1 protein-coding gene is annotated in these 16,412 nt (G+C 75.5%); it reads left to right on the top strand.

From position 1 onward, the window contains the following. Positions 1–5: 5 nt before the first annotated feature. Positions 6–16,406, top strand: coding sequence for a type I polyketide synthase (locus tag CRV15_RS28050; RefSeq protein ID WP_003959185.1), 16,401 nt, complete (start codon positions 6–8; stop codon positions 16,404–16,406). Positions 16,407–16,412 lie beyond the last annotated feature (6 nt).

Genomic DNA, 16,412 nt, shown 5'->3' on the forward strand with positions numbered 1-16,412 from the left:
AAGCCATGACCGACAGCGACAAGCTCCTCGCCTACCTCAGGCGCGCCACCACGGACCTGGGAGACGCCCGACGACGGCTGCGCGAAGCCGAGGAGGCCCGCCACGAACCCGTCGCGATCGTCGCCATGAGCTGCCGCTACCCCGGCGGCGCCGACACCCCCGAGCGGCTGTGGGAACTCGTCCGCGGCGGCACCGACGCCATCACCGAGTGGCCCGCGGGCCGCGGCTGGAACACCGAGGCGCTCTACCACCCCGACCCCGACCACCCCGGCACCTCGTCCACCCGGCACGGCGGGTTCCTCCACGACGCGGACGGGTTCGACGCCGCCTTCTTCGGCATCTCGCCCCGCGAGGCGCTGGCCATGGACCCGCAGCAGCGGCTCGTTCTGGAGACCTCCTGGGAGGCCGTCGAACGGGCGGGCATCGACCCCGCGGCGCTGCGCTCCACCAGGACCGGTGTGTTCATCGGCGGCATGCGCAACGACTACGGCAGCGGGTCCCGGCACCTCCCCGGGATCGAGGGCCTGCTCGACACCGGAACGGCCACCAGCGTCCTCTCCGGCCGGGTCGCCTACACCTTCGGTCTCGAAGGCCCCGCCGTCACCGTCGACACCGCCTGCTCCTCCTCCCTCGTCGCGCTGCACCTCGCGGTCCGCGCGCTGCGTGGCGGCGAGTGCGCACTGGCGCTCGCGGGCGGTGTCGCGGTGATGGCCACCCCCGACGCGTTCGTCGCCTACAGCCGACAGCGGGCCCTGTCGGCGGACGGCCGGTGCAAGGCGTTCGCCGCCGCCGCCGACGGCACCGCCTGGGCCGAGGGTGTCGGCGTCCTGGCCCTGGAACGCCTCTGTGACGCGCGGCGCAACGGCCATCCGGTCCTGGCGGTGATCCGTGGCTCCGCCGTCAACCAGGACGGTGCCAGCAACGGTCTCACCGCCCCCAACGGCCCCTCCCAGCAGCGCGTGATCGCCGAAGCCCTCGCCGACGCGCGCCTCACCCCCGGTGACATCGACGCGGTGGAGGCGCACGGCACCGGCACCCGCCTCGGCGACCCGATCGAGGCACAGGCACTGCTGGCGGCCTACGGCAGCGAACGCCCCGCCGACCGTCCGCTGTGGATCGGTTCGCTGAAGTCGAACATCGGCCACACCTCCGCCGCGGCGGGCGTCGGCGGCGTCATCAAGACGGTGATGGCGATGCGCCACGGCGTGCTGCCGAAGTCCCTGCACATCGACGAGCCGACACCCATCGTCGACTGGACCCGGGGCGCTGTCCGGGTCCTGGCCGAATCCCGGCCCTGGGCGAATGGTGGGGGGCCGCGCCGGGCGGGCGTGTCCGCGTTCGGTGTGAGCGGGACGAACGCCCACGTCATCCTCGAACAGGCCCCCGACACCACCCCGCTGCGGACCGCCGAGGACAGCCACGTGCCCCGGAACGCGCCCGCCGCGCCGCCCGGCCACGCGCCCCGGGGCACACCCGTCGCGCCGCCCGGCCCGCTGCCGTGGGCCCTCTCCGCCCGCGACGAGAACGCCCTGCGCGACCAGGCCCGCCGTCTGCTGACCGCGCTCAAGGACCCGTCGGGGCAGCACGAGGACGACGGGGCGATCGGCCGCGCCCTCGCCACCGCCCGTACCGCCTTCGAGTACCGCGCCGTCGTCGTGGCCGACGACCGGGCCGGATTCACCGAGGGGCTCGCGGCCCTCGCCGCCGGAACCGCCTCCCCCCGGCTGGTCCGGGGCACCACCGGCCCCTCCGGGAAGACCGTCTTCGTCTTTCCGGGGCAGGGGTCGCAGTGGTTCGGTATGGGGCGTTCTCTTCTTGCCGGGTCGGTGGTGTTCGCGGAGTGGATCGCCGCTTGTGAGCGGGCTCTTGTGCCGTTTACGGGTTGGTCGCTGACGGCTGTGTTGCGTGGTGTTCGGGGTGCTCCGTCGTTGGAGCGTGTCGATGTGGTGCAGCCGGTCCTGTTCGCGGTGATGGTGTCCTTGGCTGAGTTGTGGCGTTCGTGCGGTGTGGTTCCGGACGCGGTCGTCGGTCACTCCCAGGGGGAGATCGCCGCCGCGTATGTCGCCGGGGCCCTCACCCTCGACGACGCCGCCAGGGTGGTGGCCCTGCGCAGCCGCGCCCTGTCCCGGCTGGCGGGCCGCGGCGGCATGGCCTCCGTGGCACTGCCGCCCACCGCGCTCGACAGCCACCTGGAGCCCTGGGGCGACCGGCTGTCCGTCGCGGCCGTCAACGGGCCCTCCGCCACCGTGCTCTCCGGCGACCCCGAGGCCATCGCGGGCGTGGTCGCCGCGCTCACGGCCCAGGACATCCGGGCCCGGATCGTCCCCGTCGACTACGCCGCCCACTCCGCGCAGGTCGAGGAGGTCCGCGAGGAACTCCACACCGCGCTCGCCGACATCACCCCCCGGCCGTCCGGCATCCCGTTCCACTCCACCGTCGACGCCCGCCCGCTCGACACCACGGCACTCGACGCCGCGTACTGGTACCGCAACCTCCGGCAGACCGTACGTTTCGACGAGACCATCCGCGCCCTGCTGCACCGGGGACACACGTACCTGGTGGAAATCAGCCCTCACCCGGTGCTCACCCCCGGCATGGAACAGACAGCCGAAACCCTCGGCACGGACCTCGGCACGGACACAGCGCACCACCCCACACCACCCCCGGACCGGTCCGCCCTGCCGGGGCACCCGGGACCCGCTGCCGCTACGGGCCCCACGGAGCAGACCACGGATGCCGTCGGCGCGGCGCGGCAGCCCGTCGAGCCCGCTGATCCGGACGGACTGCCGGCCGGGCCGCCCCTGGGCCCGGAGAGCCGCCTCACCGCGCCCACCGCCCCGCCGGGGCATGCGCAGCCCGCCGCCACGGGCTCGGGACAACGGCCGGCCGGGGCCACCGGCCCGCCGCCACGGACGGTCAGGACGGCCACCGGCCCGGCACAGCCGTCCACCGCGGCCACCGGCGCGGAACGGCGGCTGGTGGAGGCCGCCCACCCGGGCCCGCAGACAGCCGGAGCCACCGGTCCCGAGCAGCCGCCGAGCGGGGCCACGGCCCCGCAGGCACGGACGACCGGAGCGGCCACCGGCCCGGATCAGCAGCCCGCCGAGCCGCTGGGTCCGGAGCAGCGGCCCACCCCGCCCACCGGCTCACCGGGGCAAGCGCACCCCACGGCGCCCGCCGCCCCGGAGCACCGGACGTCCGCTGCCGCCCTCCCCGCGCAGCCGGACGCCGAGCCCGCCGGAACCGGTCGGCGGATCACCGTGCTCTCCACCCTCCGCCGCGACGACGGCGGCCTCCGCCGCTTCCTGCTCGCGCTGGGGCAGGCCCACACCCGTGGTCTGTCGCCCGACTGGGAGCGCCTGTTCGAGGGTCACACCACCGCCGTCGGCCTGCCCACCTACGCCTTCCAGCGTCGCCCCTACTGGCTGGAACACACCCCGACCACGGGCGCCGCCGCCCCCACCGCACCGGCCGCACCGGCGGAGCGTGCCGACCCCGTGGAGAAGCGCTTCTGGGAAGCCGTCCGCACCGGCGACCTGCCGGAGCTGACCGCGGCGCTCGGCGTCGGCCCCGAGGAGCCGCTGAGCGCCGTGCTGCCCGCGCTCGCCGACTGGCGGGAACGCCGCGCCGAGGAGGCCGCCCACCGGGCCCGCGTCGAGTCCTGGCGCTACCGGATCGGCTGGCAGCCGCTGCCCGACGCGCCGGGCGCCCACCTGACCGGCACCTGGCTCGTTCTGGTGCCCGCGCCGTCCGCCGCCGACGGGCAAATCCCGGCCTGTCTCCGCGCCCTCAGGGACGCCGGAGCCGCCGTCACCCGGATCACCCTTGACGGGACCGAGACCGAACGGGGGCCGCTGGCGGCCCGGCTCCGCGCGGCTCTGGCCGCCGCCGGGCCACCGGCCGGTGTGCTGTCGCTGCTGGCCACCGACGAACGCCCGCACCCCCGCCACCCGTCGGTCCCCGTCGGCACCGCCCTCGGACTGGCCCTCGTCCAGGCCCTCGGTGACGCGGGAATCGACGCCCCCCTGTGGTGGGCGACCCGTGGCGCGGTCTCCACCGGCCGTGCCGACGGACCCGTCAGCCCCGCCCAGAACACCGCCTGGGGTCTCGGCCGGGTCGCCGCCCTCGAACACCCCCGGCGCTGGGGCGGCCTGGTGGACCTCCCCGCCGACCTCGACGCCCGCGCCGCGGCCCGGCTGTGCGCCGTCCTCTCCGGCCGCCACGGCGACGAGGACCAGATCGCCGTCCGCGCCACCGGCGTCCACGGCCGACGGCTGCTGCGCGCCCCCCTGGCCGCCGCCGCGCCCCGGCGCACCTGGACCCCGCGCGGCACCGTCCTGATCACCGGCGGCACCGGCGGTCTCGGCGCGTACCTCGCCCGCCGCCTCGCCCGCGGCGGCGCCGAGCACCTCGTCCTCGTCAGCCGCCGCGGCCCCGCCGCCCCCGGTGCCGCGGAACTCACCGCGGAACTCACCGCGCTCGGCGTCCGCACCACCGTGGCCGCCTGCGACATCACGGACCGCGACGCGCTGGCCGCGCTCGTCGACGGCCTGGAACGGGACGGCTGCACGATCCGTTCCGTCCTGCACGCGGCGGCGGGCGGCTCGCTCGTCGCGCTCGACGACACCGACCTCGACGAGTTCGCCACCACCCTCCACGCCAAGGCGGGCGGCGCCGCACACCTCGACGCCCTGTTCGACCGGGACACCCTCGACGCGTTCGTCCTGTTCTCGTCGGTCTCGGCCGTGTGGGGGAGCGCGGTCCACGGCGCGTACGCCGCCGCGAACGCCTGCCTCGACGGCCTCGCCGAGAACCGCAGGGCCCGCGGGCTGACCGCGACCTCCGTGGTCTGGGGCATCTGGAGCCCCGAGCACGGCGGCGGCATGGCCGCGGGGCTCGCCGAGGAACAACTGCGCGCCCAAGGCGTCCTCTTCATGCCGCCCGCGCTCTGCGCCGCCGCGCTCCAGCAGATCCTCGACCACGACGAAACCGTGGTCCTCGTCGCCGACATCGACTGGAGCCGCTTCGCCACGGTCTTCACCACCGGCCGTCCCAGCCCCCTCATCGGTTCCGTCCCCGAGGCCCGCGCCGCACTCGAACCGGACCCCAACACACCCGCCGACACCGCCGGCGGGGCCCCCGCCCCGCTGCGCGACCGGCTCCGCGACCTCACCGGTCCCGAGCGCGACCTGCTGCTGACCGACCTCGTCCGCACCCGGGCCGCCGCCGTCCTCGGCCACGACACGCCCGACACCGTCACCCCCGACCGCGCCTTCCGCGACCTCGGCTTCGACTCCCTGACCGCCGTGGAACTGCGCAACCGGCTGAACGAGGCCACCGGGCTCCGGCTGCCCGTCACCGTCGTCTTCGACCACACGTCGCCCACCGCCCTCGCCCGCCATCTGCGGACCCGTCTCCTCGGCGACGAGAGCCCCGCCCCCGCCCCGCCGCCCCCGCACCCCACCGCGGACAACACCGCCGACCCCGTCGTCATCGTCGCCATGAGCTGCCGCTACCCCGGCGGCGCCGACACCCCCGAAGAGCTCTGGCGGCTCGTCGCCGACGGCCGGGACGTGATCTCCGCACTCCCCGCCGACCGGGGCTGGCACCTCGACGACCTCTACGACGCCGACGCGGACTCCGGCGCGCCGGGCACCTCGTACACCCGGGAGGGCGGATTCCTCCACGACGCGGGCCGCTTCGACGCGGACTTCTTCGGCATCTCCCCGCGCGAGGCGCTGGCCATGGACCCGCAGCAGCGGCTGTTCCTGGAGACGTCCTGGGAGGCGCTGGAACGGGCCGGTATCGACCCGCGCACCCTGCGCGGCAGCCGCACCGGCGTCTTCGCGGGCGCCGCCTACCAGGGCTACGGCGGCGGTCTGCGGGACGTCCCCGGCGAACTCGAAGGGCTCTTCGTCGCGGGCATCTCGACGAGTGTCCTCTCCGGCCGGGTCGCCTACACCCTCGGTCTCGAAGGCCCCGCCGTCACCGTCGACACTGCCTGCTCCTCCTCCCTCGTCGCCGTCCATCTGGCGGCCAAGGCGCTGCGCAACGGCGAATGCTCCCTCGCGCTCGCGGGCGGCGCCACCGTCATCGGCAGCCCCCTCACGTTCACCGGCTTCAGCCGCCAGCGCGGCCTGGCGCCCGACGGCCGCTGCAAGTCGTTCTCCGCCGCCGCCGACGGCTTCGGCATGGCCGAGGGCGTCGGCCTCGTCCTTCTCGAACGGCTGTCCGACGCGCGGCGCAACGGCCATCCGGTCCTGGCGGTGATCCGTGGGTCCGCCGTCAACCAGGACGGTGCCAGCAACGGGCTCACCGCCCCCAGCGGCACCGCCCAGCAGCGCGTGATCGCCGAAGCCCTCACCGCCGCCCGCCTGACCGCCGCCGACGTCGACGCCGTCGAGGCCCATGGCACCGGCACCACCCTGGGCGACCCGATCGAGGCGCAGGCTCTGCTCGCTGCTTACGGTCAGGGGCGGCCGGAGGGCCGTCCGCTGTGGCTCGGTTCGCTGAAGTCGAACATCGGCCACACCCAGGCCGCCGCCGGAGTCGCGGGCATCATCAAAATGGTCCAGGCCATGGCACACGGGACGCTCCCCGCGACCCTGCACATCGACGAACCGACACCGAACGTCGACTGGTCGAGCGGAGCGGTCGTTCTGCTGACCGAAACCACTCCCTGGCCCGCGAACAGCCGCCCGCGCCGCGCCGGGATCTCCTCCTTCGGACTCAGCGGCACCAACGCCCACATCATCGTCGAACAACCGCCTGCCGAGCCCCCGGCAGCACCCCCCGCCCCCGGGGACCCCGCCGTCCCATGGGTGCTTTCCGGCCGGACCGAGGACGCTCTGCGCGACCAGGCCGTACGGCTGCGCGCCCACCTCATCCGCGAACCGTCGCCACGCCCCGCCGACATCGGCTGGTCCCTGGCCACCACCCGCACCCCCTTCGAGCACCGGGCCGCCGTCGTCGGCGGCGACCGGGACACGCTCCTCGCCGGACTCGACACCCTGATCAACGGTGGCACCGCCCCCCGGACCGTCCGTGGCACCGCCCTGCACGACCCACGCCCTGTGTTCGTGTTTCCGGGTCAGGGGTCGCAGTGGGTGGGGATGGCGGTGGGGTTGTTGGACGGTTGTGGGGTGTTCGCGGCTCGGATGGCGGAGTGTGAGCGGGCCCTGGGTCCGTTTGTCGACTGGTCGTTGACGGAGGTGGTGCGGGGGGTTTCCGGGGCTTCGTGGGTGGACCGGGTGGATGTGGTGCAGCCGGTGTTGTGGGCGGTGATGGTGTCGCTGGCGTCGGTGTGGCGTGGGTATGGGGTGGTGCCGGTGGCGGTGGTGGGTCATTCGCAGGGTGAGGTCGCGGCGGCTGTGGTGGCGGGTGCGCTGTCGCTGGAGGACGGGGCGAGAGTGGTGGCGCTGCGGAGCCGGGTGCTGCGGGGGCTGACCGGCCGGGGTGGGATGTTGTATGTCCCGCTTCCGCCGGTTGAGGCGGAGCGTCGGATCGGTGGCTGGAAGGGGCGGTTGTCGGTGGCGGCGGTCAATGGCCCGTCGTCGGTGACTGTGTCCGGTGACCCGGAGGCCCTGGACGGGTTGCACGCCCGTCTGGCGGACGAGGGTGTGTTGTGCTGGCGGGTTCCGGGGGTCGACTTCGCCGGGCACTCGCCCCAGATCGGTGAGATCCGTGAGGATCTGCTCACGCTGCTGTCCGGTATCGCGCCGCGCCCGTCCCGGGTTCCGTTCTGTTCGACGGTCACGGGCGGTCTCCTCGACACCACCGCCCTCGACGCCACGTACTGGTACCGCAACCTGCGGACGACGGTCCGTTTCGCGGAAGCCGTCCGCAGCCTCCTCAACACGGGCCACCGCGCCTTCGTCGAGATCAGCACCCACCCGACCCTGACCGTCTGGCTCCAGGAGAGCCTGGAGGCGGACGGCGGCCCCGGCGGCGTCGTCGGAACCCTCCACCGGGGCGAGGGCGGACCCGACCGGTTCCTCACCTCCCTGGCCGAACTGCACACCCTCGGCCACCCGGTCGACTGGAACGCGGTCTTCGACGGCACCGCCGCCCGCCCCTGCGAACTCCCCACCTACGCCTTCCAGCAGCGCCACTACTGGCTGGAACCCCGCACCCCCGCCGCAGGCGGCCCAAGCGCCGCGGACCCCGTCGGCGACCGGTTCTGGGAAGCCGTCGAGAACGAGGACCTGGACACGCTCACCACCGCCCTCCGCCTCGACGACCCCGGCACCCGCGCGGCGATGGGCACGGTCGTCCCCGCCCTGAACGACTGGCTGCGCACCCGGCGCGTCGAATCCGTCCTCGACGGCCGACGCCACCGGGTGACCTGGAAGGCCCTGCCCCAGGACCGGGCCCCGGCCCTCACCGGCACCTGGTGGGTGGCCGTGCCCACCGGCGCCACCCAGGATTCGGCCACCGCGGACTGCGTCCGCGCACTGCGCGACCACGGCGCCACCCCCGTCCTCGTCGAACTCGACGCCGCCGACACCGACCGCACCCGGCTCGCCGCCCGGCTGCGCGGCCTCACCCCCAAGGAACAGGCCACCGGAGTCCTCTCCCTGCTCGCCCTGGCGGAGACCCCCTGCGTCGCGGGAAGCGCGCTCCCGCTCGGCCTCGCGCTCACCACCGCCCTGCTCCAGGCGCTCGGCGACACCGGCACCAGGGCCCCCCTGTGGTGCGTGACCCGCGGAGCCGTCGGAGTGGGCCGCTCCGACCCGCTCACCGCCCCCCTCCAGGCCCATGTCTGGGGCCTCGGCGGCGTCGCCGCCGTCGAGTACCCCGAACGCTGGGGCGGCCTCGTCGACCTCCCCGGGCAGCTCGGCGAACGGGCCCGCGCCCGGCTCGCCGCAGCCCTCGCCCAGCGCGCCGAGGACCAACTCGCCCTGCGCGCCTCCGGGATGTTCGGCCGCCGCCTCAGCCACGCCGGACCGCGGCCGAAACCCGACGGTCCCGGCTGGACACCCGACGGCACCGTCCTCGTCACCGGCGGCACGGGCGGACTCGGCGCGCACACCGCCCGCCGACTCGCCCGCACCGGCACCGCCCACCTCCTCCTGACCAGCCGCGGCGGCCCCGCCGCCCCCGGTGCCGCGGAACTCACGGCGGAACTCACCGCGCTCGGCGCCCACGTCACCGTCGCCGCCTGCGACACCGCCGACCGCGACGCCCTCGCCCGGCTCCTCGCCGCCATCCCCGCCGAACGCCCCCTCACCGCCGTCTTCCACGCCGCCGGAGTCCTCGACGACGGTGTCCTCGACACACTCACCCCCGCACGCGCCGCCGCCGTGCTCCGCCCCAAGACCGACGCCGCGCTCCACCTCGACCAGCTGACCCGCGGCGCGGACCTCACCGCGTTCGTCCTCTTCTCCTCGCTCGCGGGCACCCTCGGCGGCACCGGCCAGGGCAGCTACGCCGCGGCCAACGCCTTCCTGGACGCCCTGGCCCAGGAACGCCGCGCCCGCGGCCTGCCCGCCACCTCCCTCGCCTGGGGCCTGTGGGACGGCGGTGGCGCGGCATCCGACGAGGTCCGCGCCCGGCTGATCCGCGACGGACTGCCCGCCATGGACCCCGAACACGCCCTCGACGCCCTGTGGCAGGCGCTGGACGACGACGAGACCCGGCTGATCGTCGCCGACTTCGCCTGGGACCGCTTCGTCCGCGCCTACACCGCCCTGCGCCCCAGCGCGGCACTCGGCGACCTTCCCGGGGTACGGCAGGCCCTGGCCCGGAACGCGGCGGCGCCGGGGCGGGACGACGGGAAGGAGAGCGCCCTCGTCCGCCGTCTGTCCGCTCTGACCCCGACCGGGCGGCGGGAGGAACTCACCGGCCTCGTCCGGGAACGGGCCGCCGCCGTCCTCGGCCACACCGACCCCGGAGCCATCGCACCGGAACGCGCCTTCAAGGACCTCGGCTTCGACTCGCTGACCGCGGTCGAACTGCGCGACCGGCTCGCCGGGGCCACCGGGCTGCGCCTGCCCGTCACCCTGGTGTTCGACCATCCCACCACCGAAGCGCTCGTCGACCATCTCCTCGGGGAGCTGCCCGGCCCCGCCGGCCCCGCCCCGGCCATCCCAGCCTCCACGGCCGTCCCGTCCGCCGCCGTGACCGGGGCGCACGAAACCGCCCGGGACGAGGACCCCGTCGCCGTCGTCGCGATGAGCTGCCGCTTCCCCGGCGGCGTCACCACCCCCGAGGAGTTCTGGGACCTGCTCGCCGACGGGAAGGACGCCATCGGCGGCTTCCCCACCGACCGGGGCTGGGACCTGGAGGGCCTCTACGACCCGGACCCCGGACGCGTCGGGCGGACCTACACCCGCGACGGCGGATTCCTGTACGAGGCAGACCACTTCGACCCCGCGTTCTTCGGGATCTCCCCCCGCGAGGCCCTGACCATCGACCCACAGCAGCGGCTGCTCCTGGAACTCGCCTGGGAGGCGTTCGAACGGGCCGGTGTCGACCCCCGGACCGTCAGGGGCAGCGACAGCGGCGTCTATGTCGGCTCCAGCCACCGCGACTACGGCTCCCGCGTCACCGAACCCTCCGAGGAGTTCGAGGGCTACCTCGGCATCGGCAGCGCGGGCAGCGTCGCCTCCGGCCGCATCGCCTACACCTTCGGTCTCGAAGGCCCCGCCGTCACCGTCGACACCGCCTGCTCCTCCTCCCTCGTCGCCGTCCATCTGGCGGCCAAGGCGCTGCGCGACCGCGAATGCTCCCTGGCGCTCGCGGGCGGGGTCACCGTCATGGCCACACCGGACGCGTTCGTCGAGTTCAGCCGTCAGCGCGGCCTGGCACCCGACGGCCGCTGCAAGCCGTTCGCCGCCGCCGCCGACGGCACCGCCTGGGCCGAGGGAGCGGGCCTGGTGCTCCTGGAACGCCTCTCCGACGCCCGCCGCAACAGTCATCCGGTCCTGGCGGTGATCCGTGGGTCCGCCGTCAACCAGGACGGCGCCAGCAACGGGCTCACCGCCCCCAACGGCCCCTCCCAGCAACGCGTCATCCGCAGCGCGCTCGCCGCTGCCGGTCTGAACCCGGCCGACATCGACGCGGTGGAGGCGCACGGCACCGGCACCCGCCTCGGCGACCCGATCGAGGCACAGGCACTGCTGGCGACCTACGGCAGCGAACGCCCCGCCGACCGGCCGCTGCTGCTCGGCTCGCTCAAGTCGAACATCGGCCACAGCCAGGCCGCCGCCGGTATCGCGGGCGTCATCAAGATGGTTCTGGCCATGGCACACGGCACGCTCCCCGCCACCCTGCACATCGACGGGCCGACCCCCCATGTGGACTGGTCGGCGGGTGCCGTGCGGCTGTTGACCGAGCCCACCGCCTGGCCGGACGGAGGCCACCCGCGCCGGGCCGCCGTCTCGTCGTTCGGTGTCAGCGGCACCAACGCCCACACCATCCTGGAACACCCGCCGGCCCCGTCCGCCGCGCGGACACCGACCATGGCGGAACCACCCGTACCGGAGCAGGCCGTACCGGGATCGGAGCCGAGCACCGTGGTGCCGCCGCCACCGACCGTGTCGGAGCCGTTCGTACGGAAGCCGTCCGCCCCGGAACGGCCCCCCGGGACGTCGACCGCCGTGGCCGGATTTGGTCTGCCCGGTCCGTCGCCCTGGCTGCTCTCCGCACGTGACAAGGACGCCCTGCGGGCGCAGGCCGCACGGCTCCTGGCACGGGTCACCGCCGACCCGGGGCTCCACGCTGCCGCCGTCGGCGGGACCCTGGCCACCGGCCGCGCCGCCTTCGACCACCGCGCCGCCCTCGTCGGCGCGGACCGGGCCGCGCTGATCGCCGCCCTGACCTCACTCGCCACCGGCAGACCCACCGCCGCCGTCGTCACCGGCACGGTCCCGACGACGACGGGCAGAACCGCCTTCCTCTTCCCCGGACAGGGCAGCCAGCACCCCCGTATGGGCGCCGGACTCCGCGCCTGTTTCCCCGTCTTCGCCGACGCCTTCGACGAGGTCTGCGCCGAGCTCGACCCCTTCCTCAACCGTCCGCTGAGCGAGATCGTCGACGCCGCCGCCGGGACGGACGACGCGGCCCTCCTCGACACCACGGAGTACACCCAGCCCGCGCTGTTCGCCGTCGGCGTGGCCCTCCACCGCCTCGTCGGCTCCCTCGGCGTCCGCCCGGACCTGGTGACGGGCCACTCCGTCGGCCGGATCGCCGCCGCGCACGTCGCCGGAGTGCTGTCGCTGCCGGACGCCGCCGCGCTGGTGGCCGCCCGCGGCCGACTGATGCAGTCCGCGCCCGGGGGCGGCGCCATGGTCGCGCTCACCGTCTCCGAGGACGAGCTGCTGCCCCACCTGGCGGGCCGGGAACACGAGGTGGCTCTCGCCGCTGTCAACGGCCCCACCGCGACCGTTCTCTCCGGCGACGGGAAAGCCGTCGAGGAGATCGCCGCCCACTGGCGGGCACGGGGCCGCAGGACCAAACGGCTCAAGGTCAGCCACGCCTTCCACTCGCCGCACATGGACGCCGTACTGGACGACTTCCGCACCGTCGCCGAACAGATCGCCTACCACGAGCCGAGCATCCCCGTCGTCTCCGACCTGACCGGCACGGTCGCGACCCCCGAGGAACTGCGCGATGCCGGCCACTGGGTCCGCCACGCCCGCGGGACGGTGCGCTTCCTGGACGCCGTACGCACCCTGGAGTCCGAGGGCGCCACCACCTTCCTGGAGCTGGGACCCGACGGAGCCCTGACCTCCCTGGTCCGGGGCTGCCTCGACGGGAGGAGCGGCGACAGCCCCGTCCTGACCTGTCTGCTGCGCGACGACGCGGCGGAAGCCAAAGCCATGACGGAAGCCCCGGCGGAAGGCGCGGCGGAAGCCACCGGGGAAGCCCTCGCGGTGACCACCGCCCTCGCGCGGCTGCACGTCCACGGCACACCGGTCGCCTGGCCGGAACTGTTCACCGGCGCCGACCGCGTTCCCGCCGCGCTGCCCACCTACGCGTTCCAGCGTGAACGGTACTGGCTCCCTCCCACCCGGACGGTGGGCGACCTGCCCGCGGCGGGACTCCTCCCCGTCGGTCATCCGCTGCTCGGCGCGGGCTCCCCGCTCGCGGACCAAGACGGCTTCCTCCTCACCGGCAGGGTCTCGGCGGACACCCACCCCTGGCTCGCCGACCACACCGTCCACGGTGAAGCCCTCGTCCCCGCCACCGCCTTCCTCGAACTCGCCGTCCACGCGGGCGACCGCACCGGCTGCGCCGAGGTCGCGGAACTCACCCTGGAAACACCCCTGGTCCTGCCCCGGCGGGGAGCGGCCACCCTCCAGCTCACCGTCCGGGCCCCCGACGCCACCGGCGGCCGGGCCTTCGCCGTCCACGCACGGGCGGAGAACGCCCCGCCCGACGAGCCGTGGACCCGGCACGCGAGCGGTGTCCTCGCCCCCGGCACACCGTCCCCGCCCCCCTCCCCGACGGTGGACCCGGCCGTCTGGCCGCCCGCCGGTGCCGAGCCGGTCGCTGTCGACGGCGTGTACGAACGTTTCGCCGCCGCCGGGTTCGTCTACGGCCCGGCCTTCCAGGGCCTCACCGCCGTCTGGCGCCACGGTACGGACATCTGCGCGGAGGCGCGGCTGCCCGGGGAACAGCAGCCGGACGCGGGCCGCTACGGCCTCCACCCGGCCCTGCTGGACAGCGTGCTGCACTCCCTCGCCTTCGGTGTGCTCGACGACAGCGAGCAGGGCTGGCTGCCCTTCACCTGGACCGGTGTGCGGCTGCACGCCGTGGGCGCGTCCGCCCTGCGCCTGCGCATGACACCCACCGCACGGAACGCGGTCGCCCTGACCGTGACCGACCCCACGGGCCGCCCGGTGGCCTCCGCCCGCTCCCTGGTCCTCCGGCCGGTGACACCGGACCGCGTCCACGCGGCGGCCACCCGCCCCCACGCGGACCTGTTCCGCCTGACCTGGCCCGCCCTCCCCGGGACACCCCCGCCCCCGTCGGTTCCGGCCCGCTCCGTCGCCGTACTCGCCCCCGGCCGGGCGACGGCCGCGCTCACCCCCGCCGCCGTGCACACCACCCTCGCCTCCCTGCGAGCCTCGATCGACGCCGGCGCCCCCGTCCCCGACCTGGTGGTGACCACCCTGCCGGGCACGGCCCCGCCGGGCGGCCCCGCAGCCGCGGGCAGCGCCGCCGCTACGGCGGGCGCCATCGCATCGGTGGATGCGGTGGATGGGGCCGGTGCTGTCAGCACCGGCCTGCCAGGAGGCGCCAGTGTCCCCGGAGCCATCGGCGCCACGGGCAGCGCCGCCTCCGCCGGTACGGGCGACGGCGCCGGGCCGGTCACCACGTCCCTCCCGGATGTCACCTGTGCCACGGACGACGCCGACCCCGCTGACGTCGGCGGTGGTACGGGACTCCCGGACGGCGCGGACGCTGCCGCGCGCATCGCCGGGGCCACGGAAGGCGCCGACGCGACCCGTACACCGGAGGGGACGCCACCCGGCACCACGTCCCTGCCGGTTGGCGTCGGCCGTCCGGACGACGCGGACAGCGCGCACAGCGCGGGCAGCCCCCGCGATCCGGCCGACGGCACAGGCTCCACCCGCACGACCGACGGGCCCGCCGCCACCGCCCTGCCCGGCCCCACCGGTGCCACCGCCCGTGCCGATACCGCCGACGGCTCCGGTGCCGCACCACCCGACCCGGTCACCGCCGTCCACGAGGCCACCCACCGCGCCCTGAGCCTCGTCCGCGCCTGGCTCGCCGACGAGCGGTACGCCCGCTCGACACTCGCGTTCGTGACCAGTGGCGCCGTCCCCACCGACCCCGGCGACGACGTCACCGACCCCGCGCACGCCGCCGTCTGGGGCATGATCCGGTCCGCGCAGACCGAACACCCCGACCGCTTCGTCCTCGTCGACACCGACGGCGACGAGCGCTCCCGCGCCGCTCTCGCCGCCGCCCTCGCGACCGGCGAACCCCAGCTCGCCCTGCGCTCCGGAACGGTCCACGCCGCCCGCCTCGCCCGGGTACCCGGCTCGCTGCCCCCGCACGAGCGGGCCTGGAACACCGAGGGCACCGTCCTGATCACCGGAGGCACCGGCTCCATCGGCGCCCTGGTCGCCCGCCATCTGGTCACCCGGCACGGCGTCCGCCACCTGCTCCTCACCAGCCGCGGCGGCCCCGCCGCCCCCGGTGCCGCGGAACTCACGGCGGAACTCACCGCGCTCGGCGCCCACACCACCGTCGCCGCCTGCGACGCCGCCGACCGCGAGGCGCTGCGCACCCTCCTGGACGCTCTGCCCCGCCCGCTGACCGGCGTCGTGCACACGGCGGGCGTCATCGACGACGGCGTCGTCACCGACCTCACCCCCGACCGGCTCGACCGGGTGCTGCGCCCCAAGGCCGACGCCGCGCTCCACCTCGATGAGCTGACCACCGGCCTCGACCTCACCCACTTCGTCCTCTTCTCCTCCGTCGCGGGCGTCTTCGGCGGCATGGGACAGGCCAACTACGCCGCCGCCAACGCCTTCCTCGACGCCCTCGCCCACCGCCGCCGCGCCCGTGGTCTGCCCGCCACCTCGCTGGCCTGGGGCCTGTGGGCCACCGGCGGCGGCATGACCGGACAACTGGGCCCGGCCGACCTCGCGCGGATCGCCCGCGGCGGCATCGTCGCCTTCACCCCCGCCCAGGGGCTCGCGCTCTTCGACACGGCCACCGGCCTGGACGCGCCCGCCCTGCTGCCGCTGCGGCTCGACACCGCCGCCGTCGACGCCCGGAACACGTCCGGGGGAGTCCCCGCGTTCCTGCGCTCCCTCGTCCGCACCCCCGCCCGGCCCACCGCCACCGGGGAAGGGGCCGCCGCGGGTACCCCCGACACCGCGGACGCCCTGCGGCAACGCCTCGCCGGGCTGACGGAGGAACGGCGCCACCGGACCCTCCTCGACCTGGTCCGCACCCACGCCGCCCTCGTCCTCGGCTTCGCCGGCCCCGCCGACGTCGCCACCGAACAGCCCCTGCTCGACCTGGGATTCGACTCCCTGACCGCCGTGGAACTGCGCAACAGGCTCCGCGCCGCCTGCGGTCTGCACCTGCCCGCCACCCTGCTCTTCGACCACCCCACAGCCGCCGCGATCGCCCGCCGACTCGCGGAGGAGCTCACGCCCCCGCCCGACAGCGGCACACCGGCGGCCGCCACCGCGTCCACCGCGTCCACCGGGTTCGCCGAACTCGACCGGCTGGAGACCGCGCTGCGCGCCGGTGCGCCCGACGACCGCGTACGCACCGCGCTCACGGACCGGCTGCGGGACCTGCTGGAGACCTTGTGCCCGGCCCCCGGCACCCCGGACGGGGCGGTCGAGGAACGGATGGACACCGCGTCCGACGACGAACTCTTCGACTTCATCGACAACGAACTGGGCATGCCGTGACACCGC

The sequence above is a fragment of the Streptomyces clavuligerus genome (genome assembly GCF_005519465.1).
Taxonomy (GTDB): domain Bacteria; phylum Actinomycetota; class Actinomycetes; order Streptomycetales; family Streptomycetaceae; genus Streptomyces; species Streptomyces clavuligerus.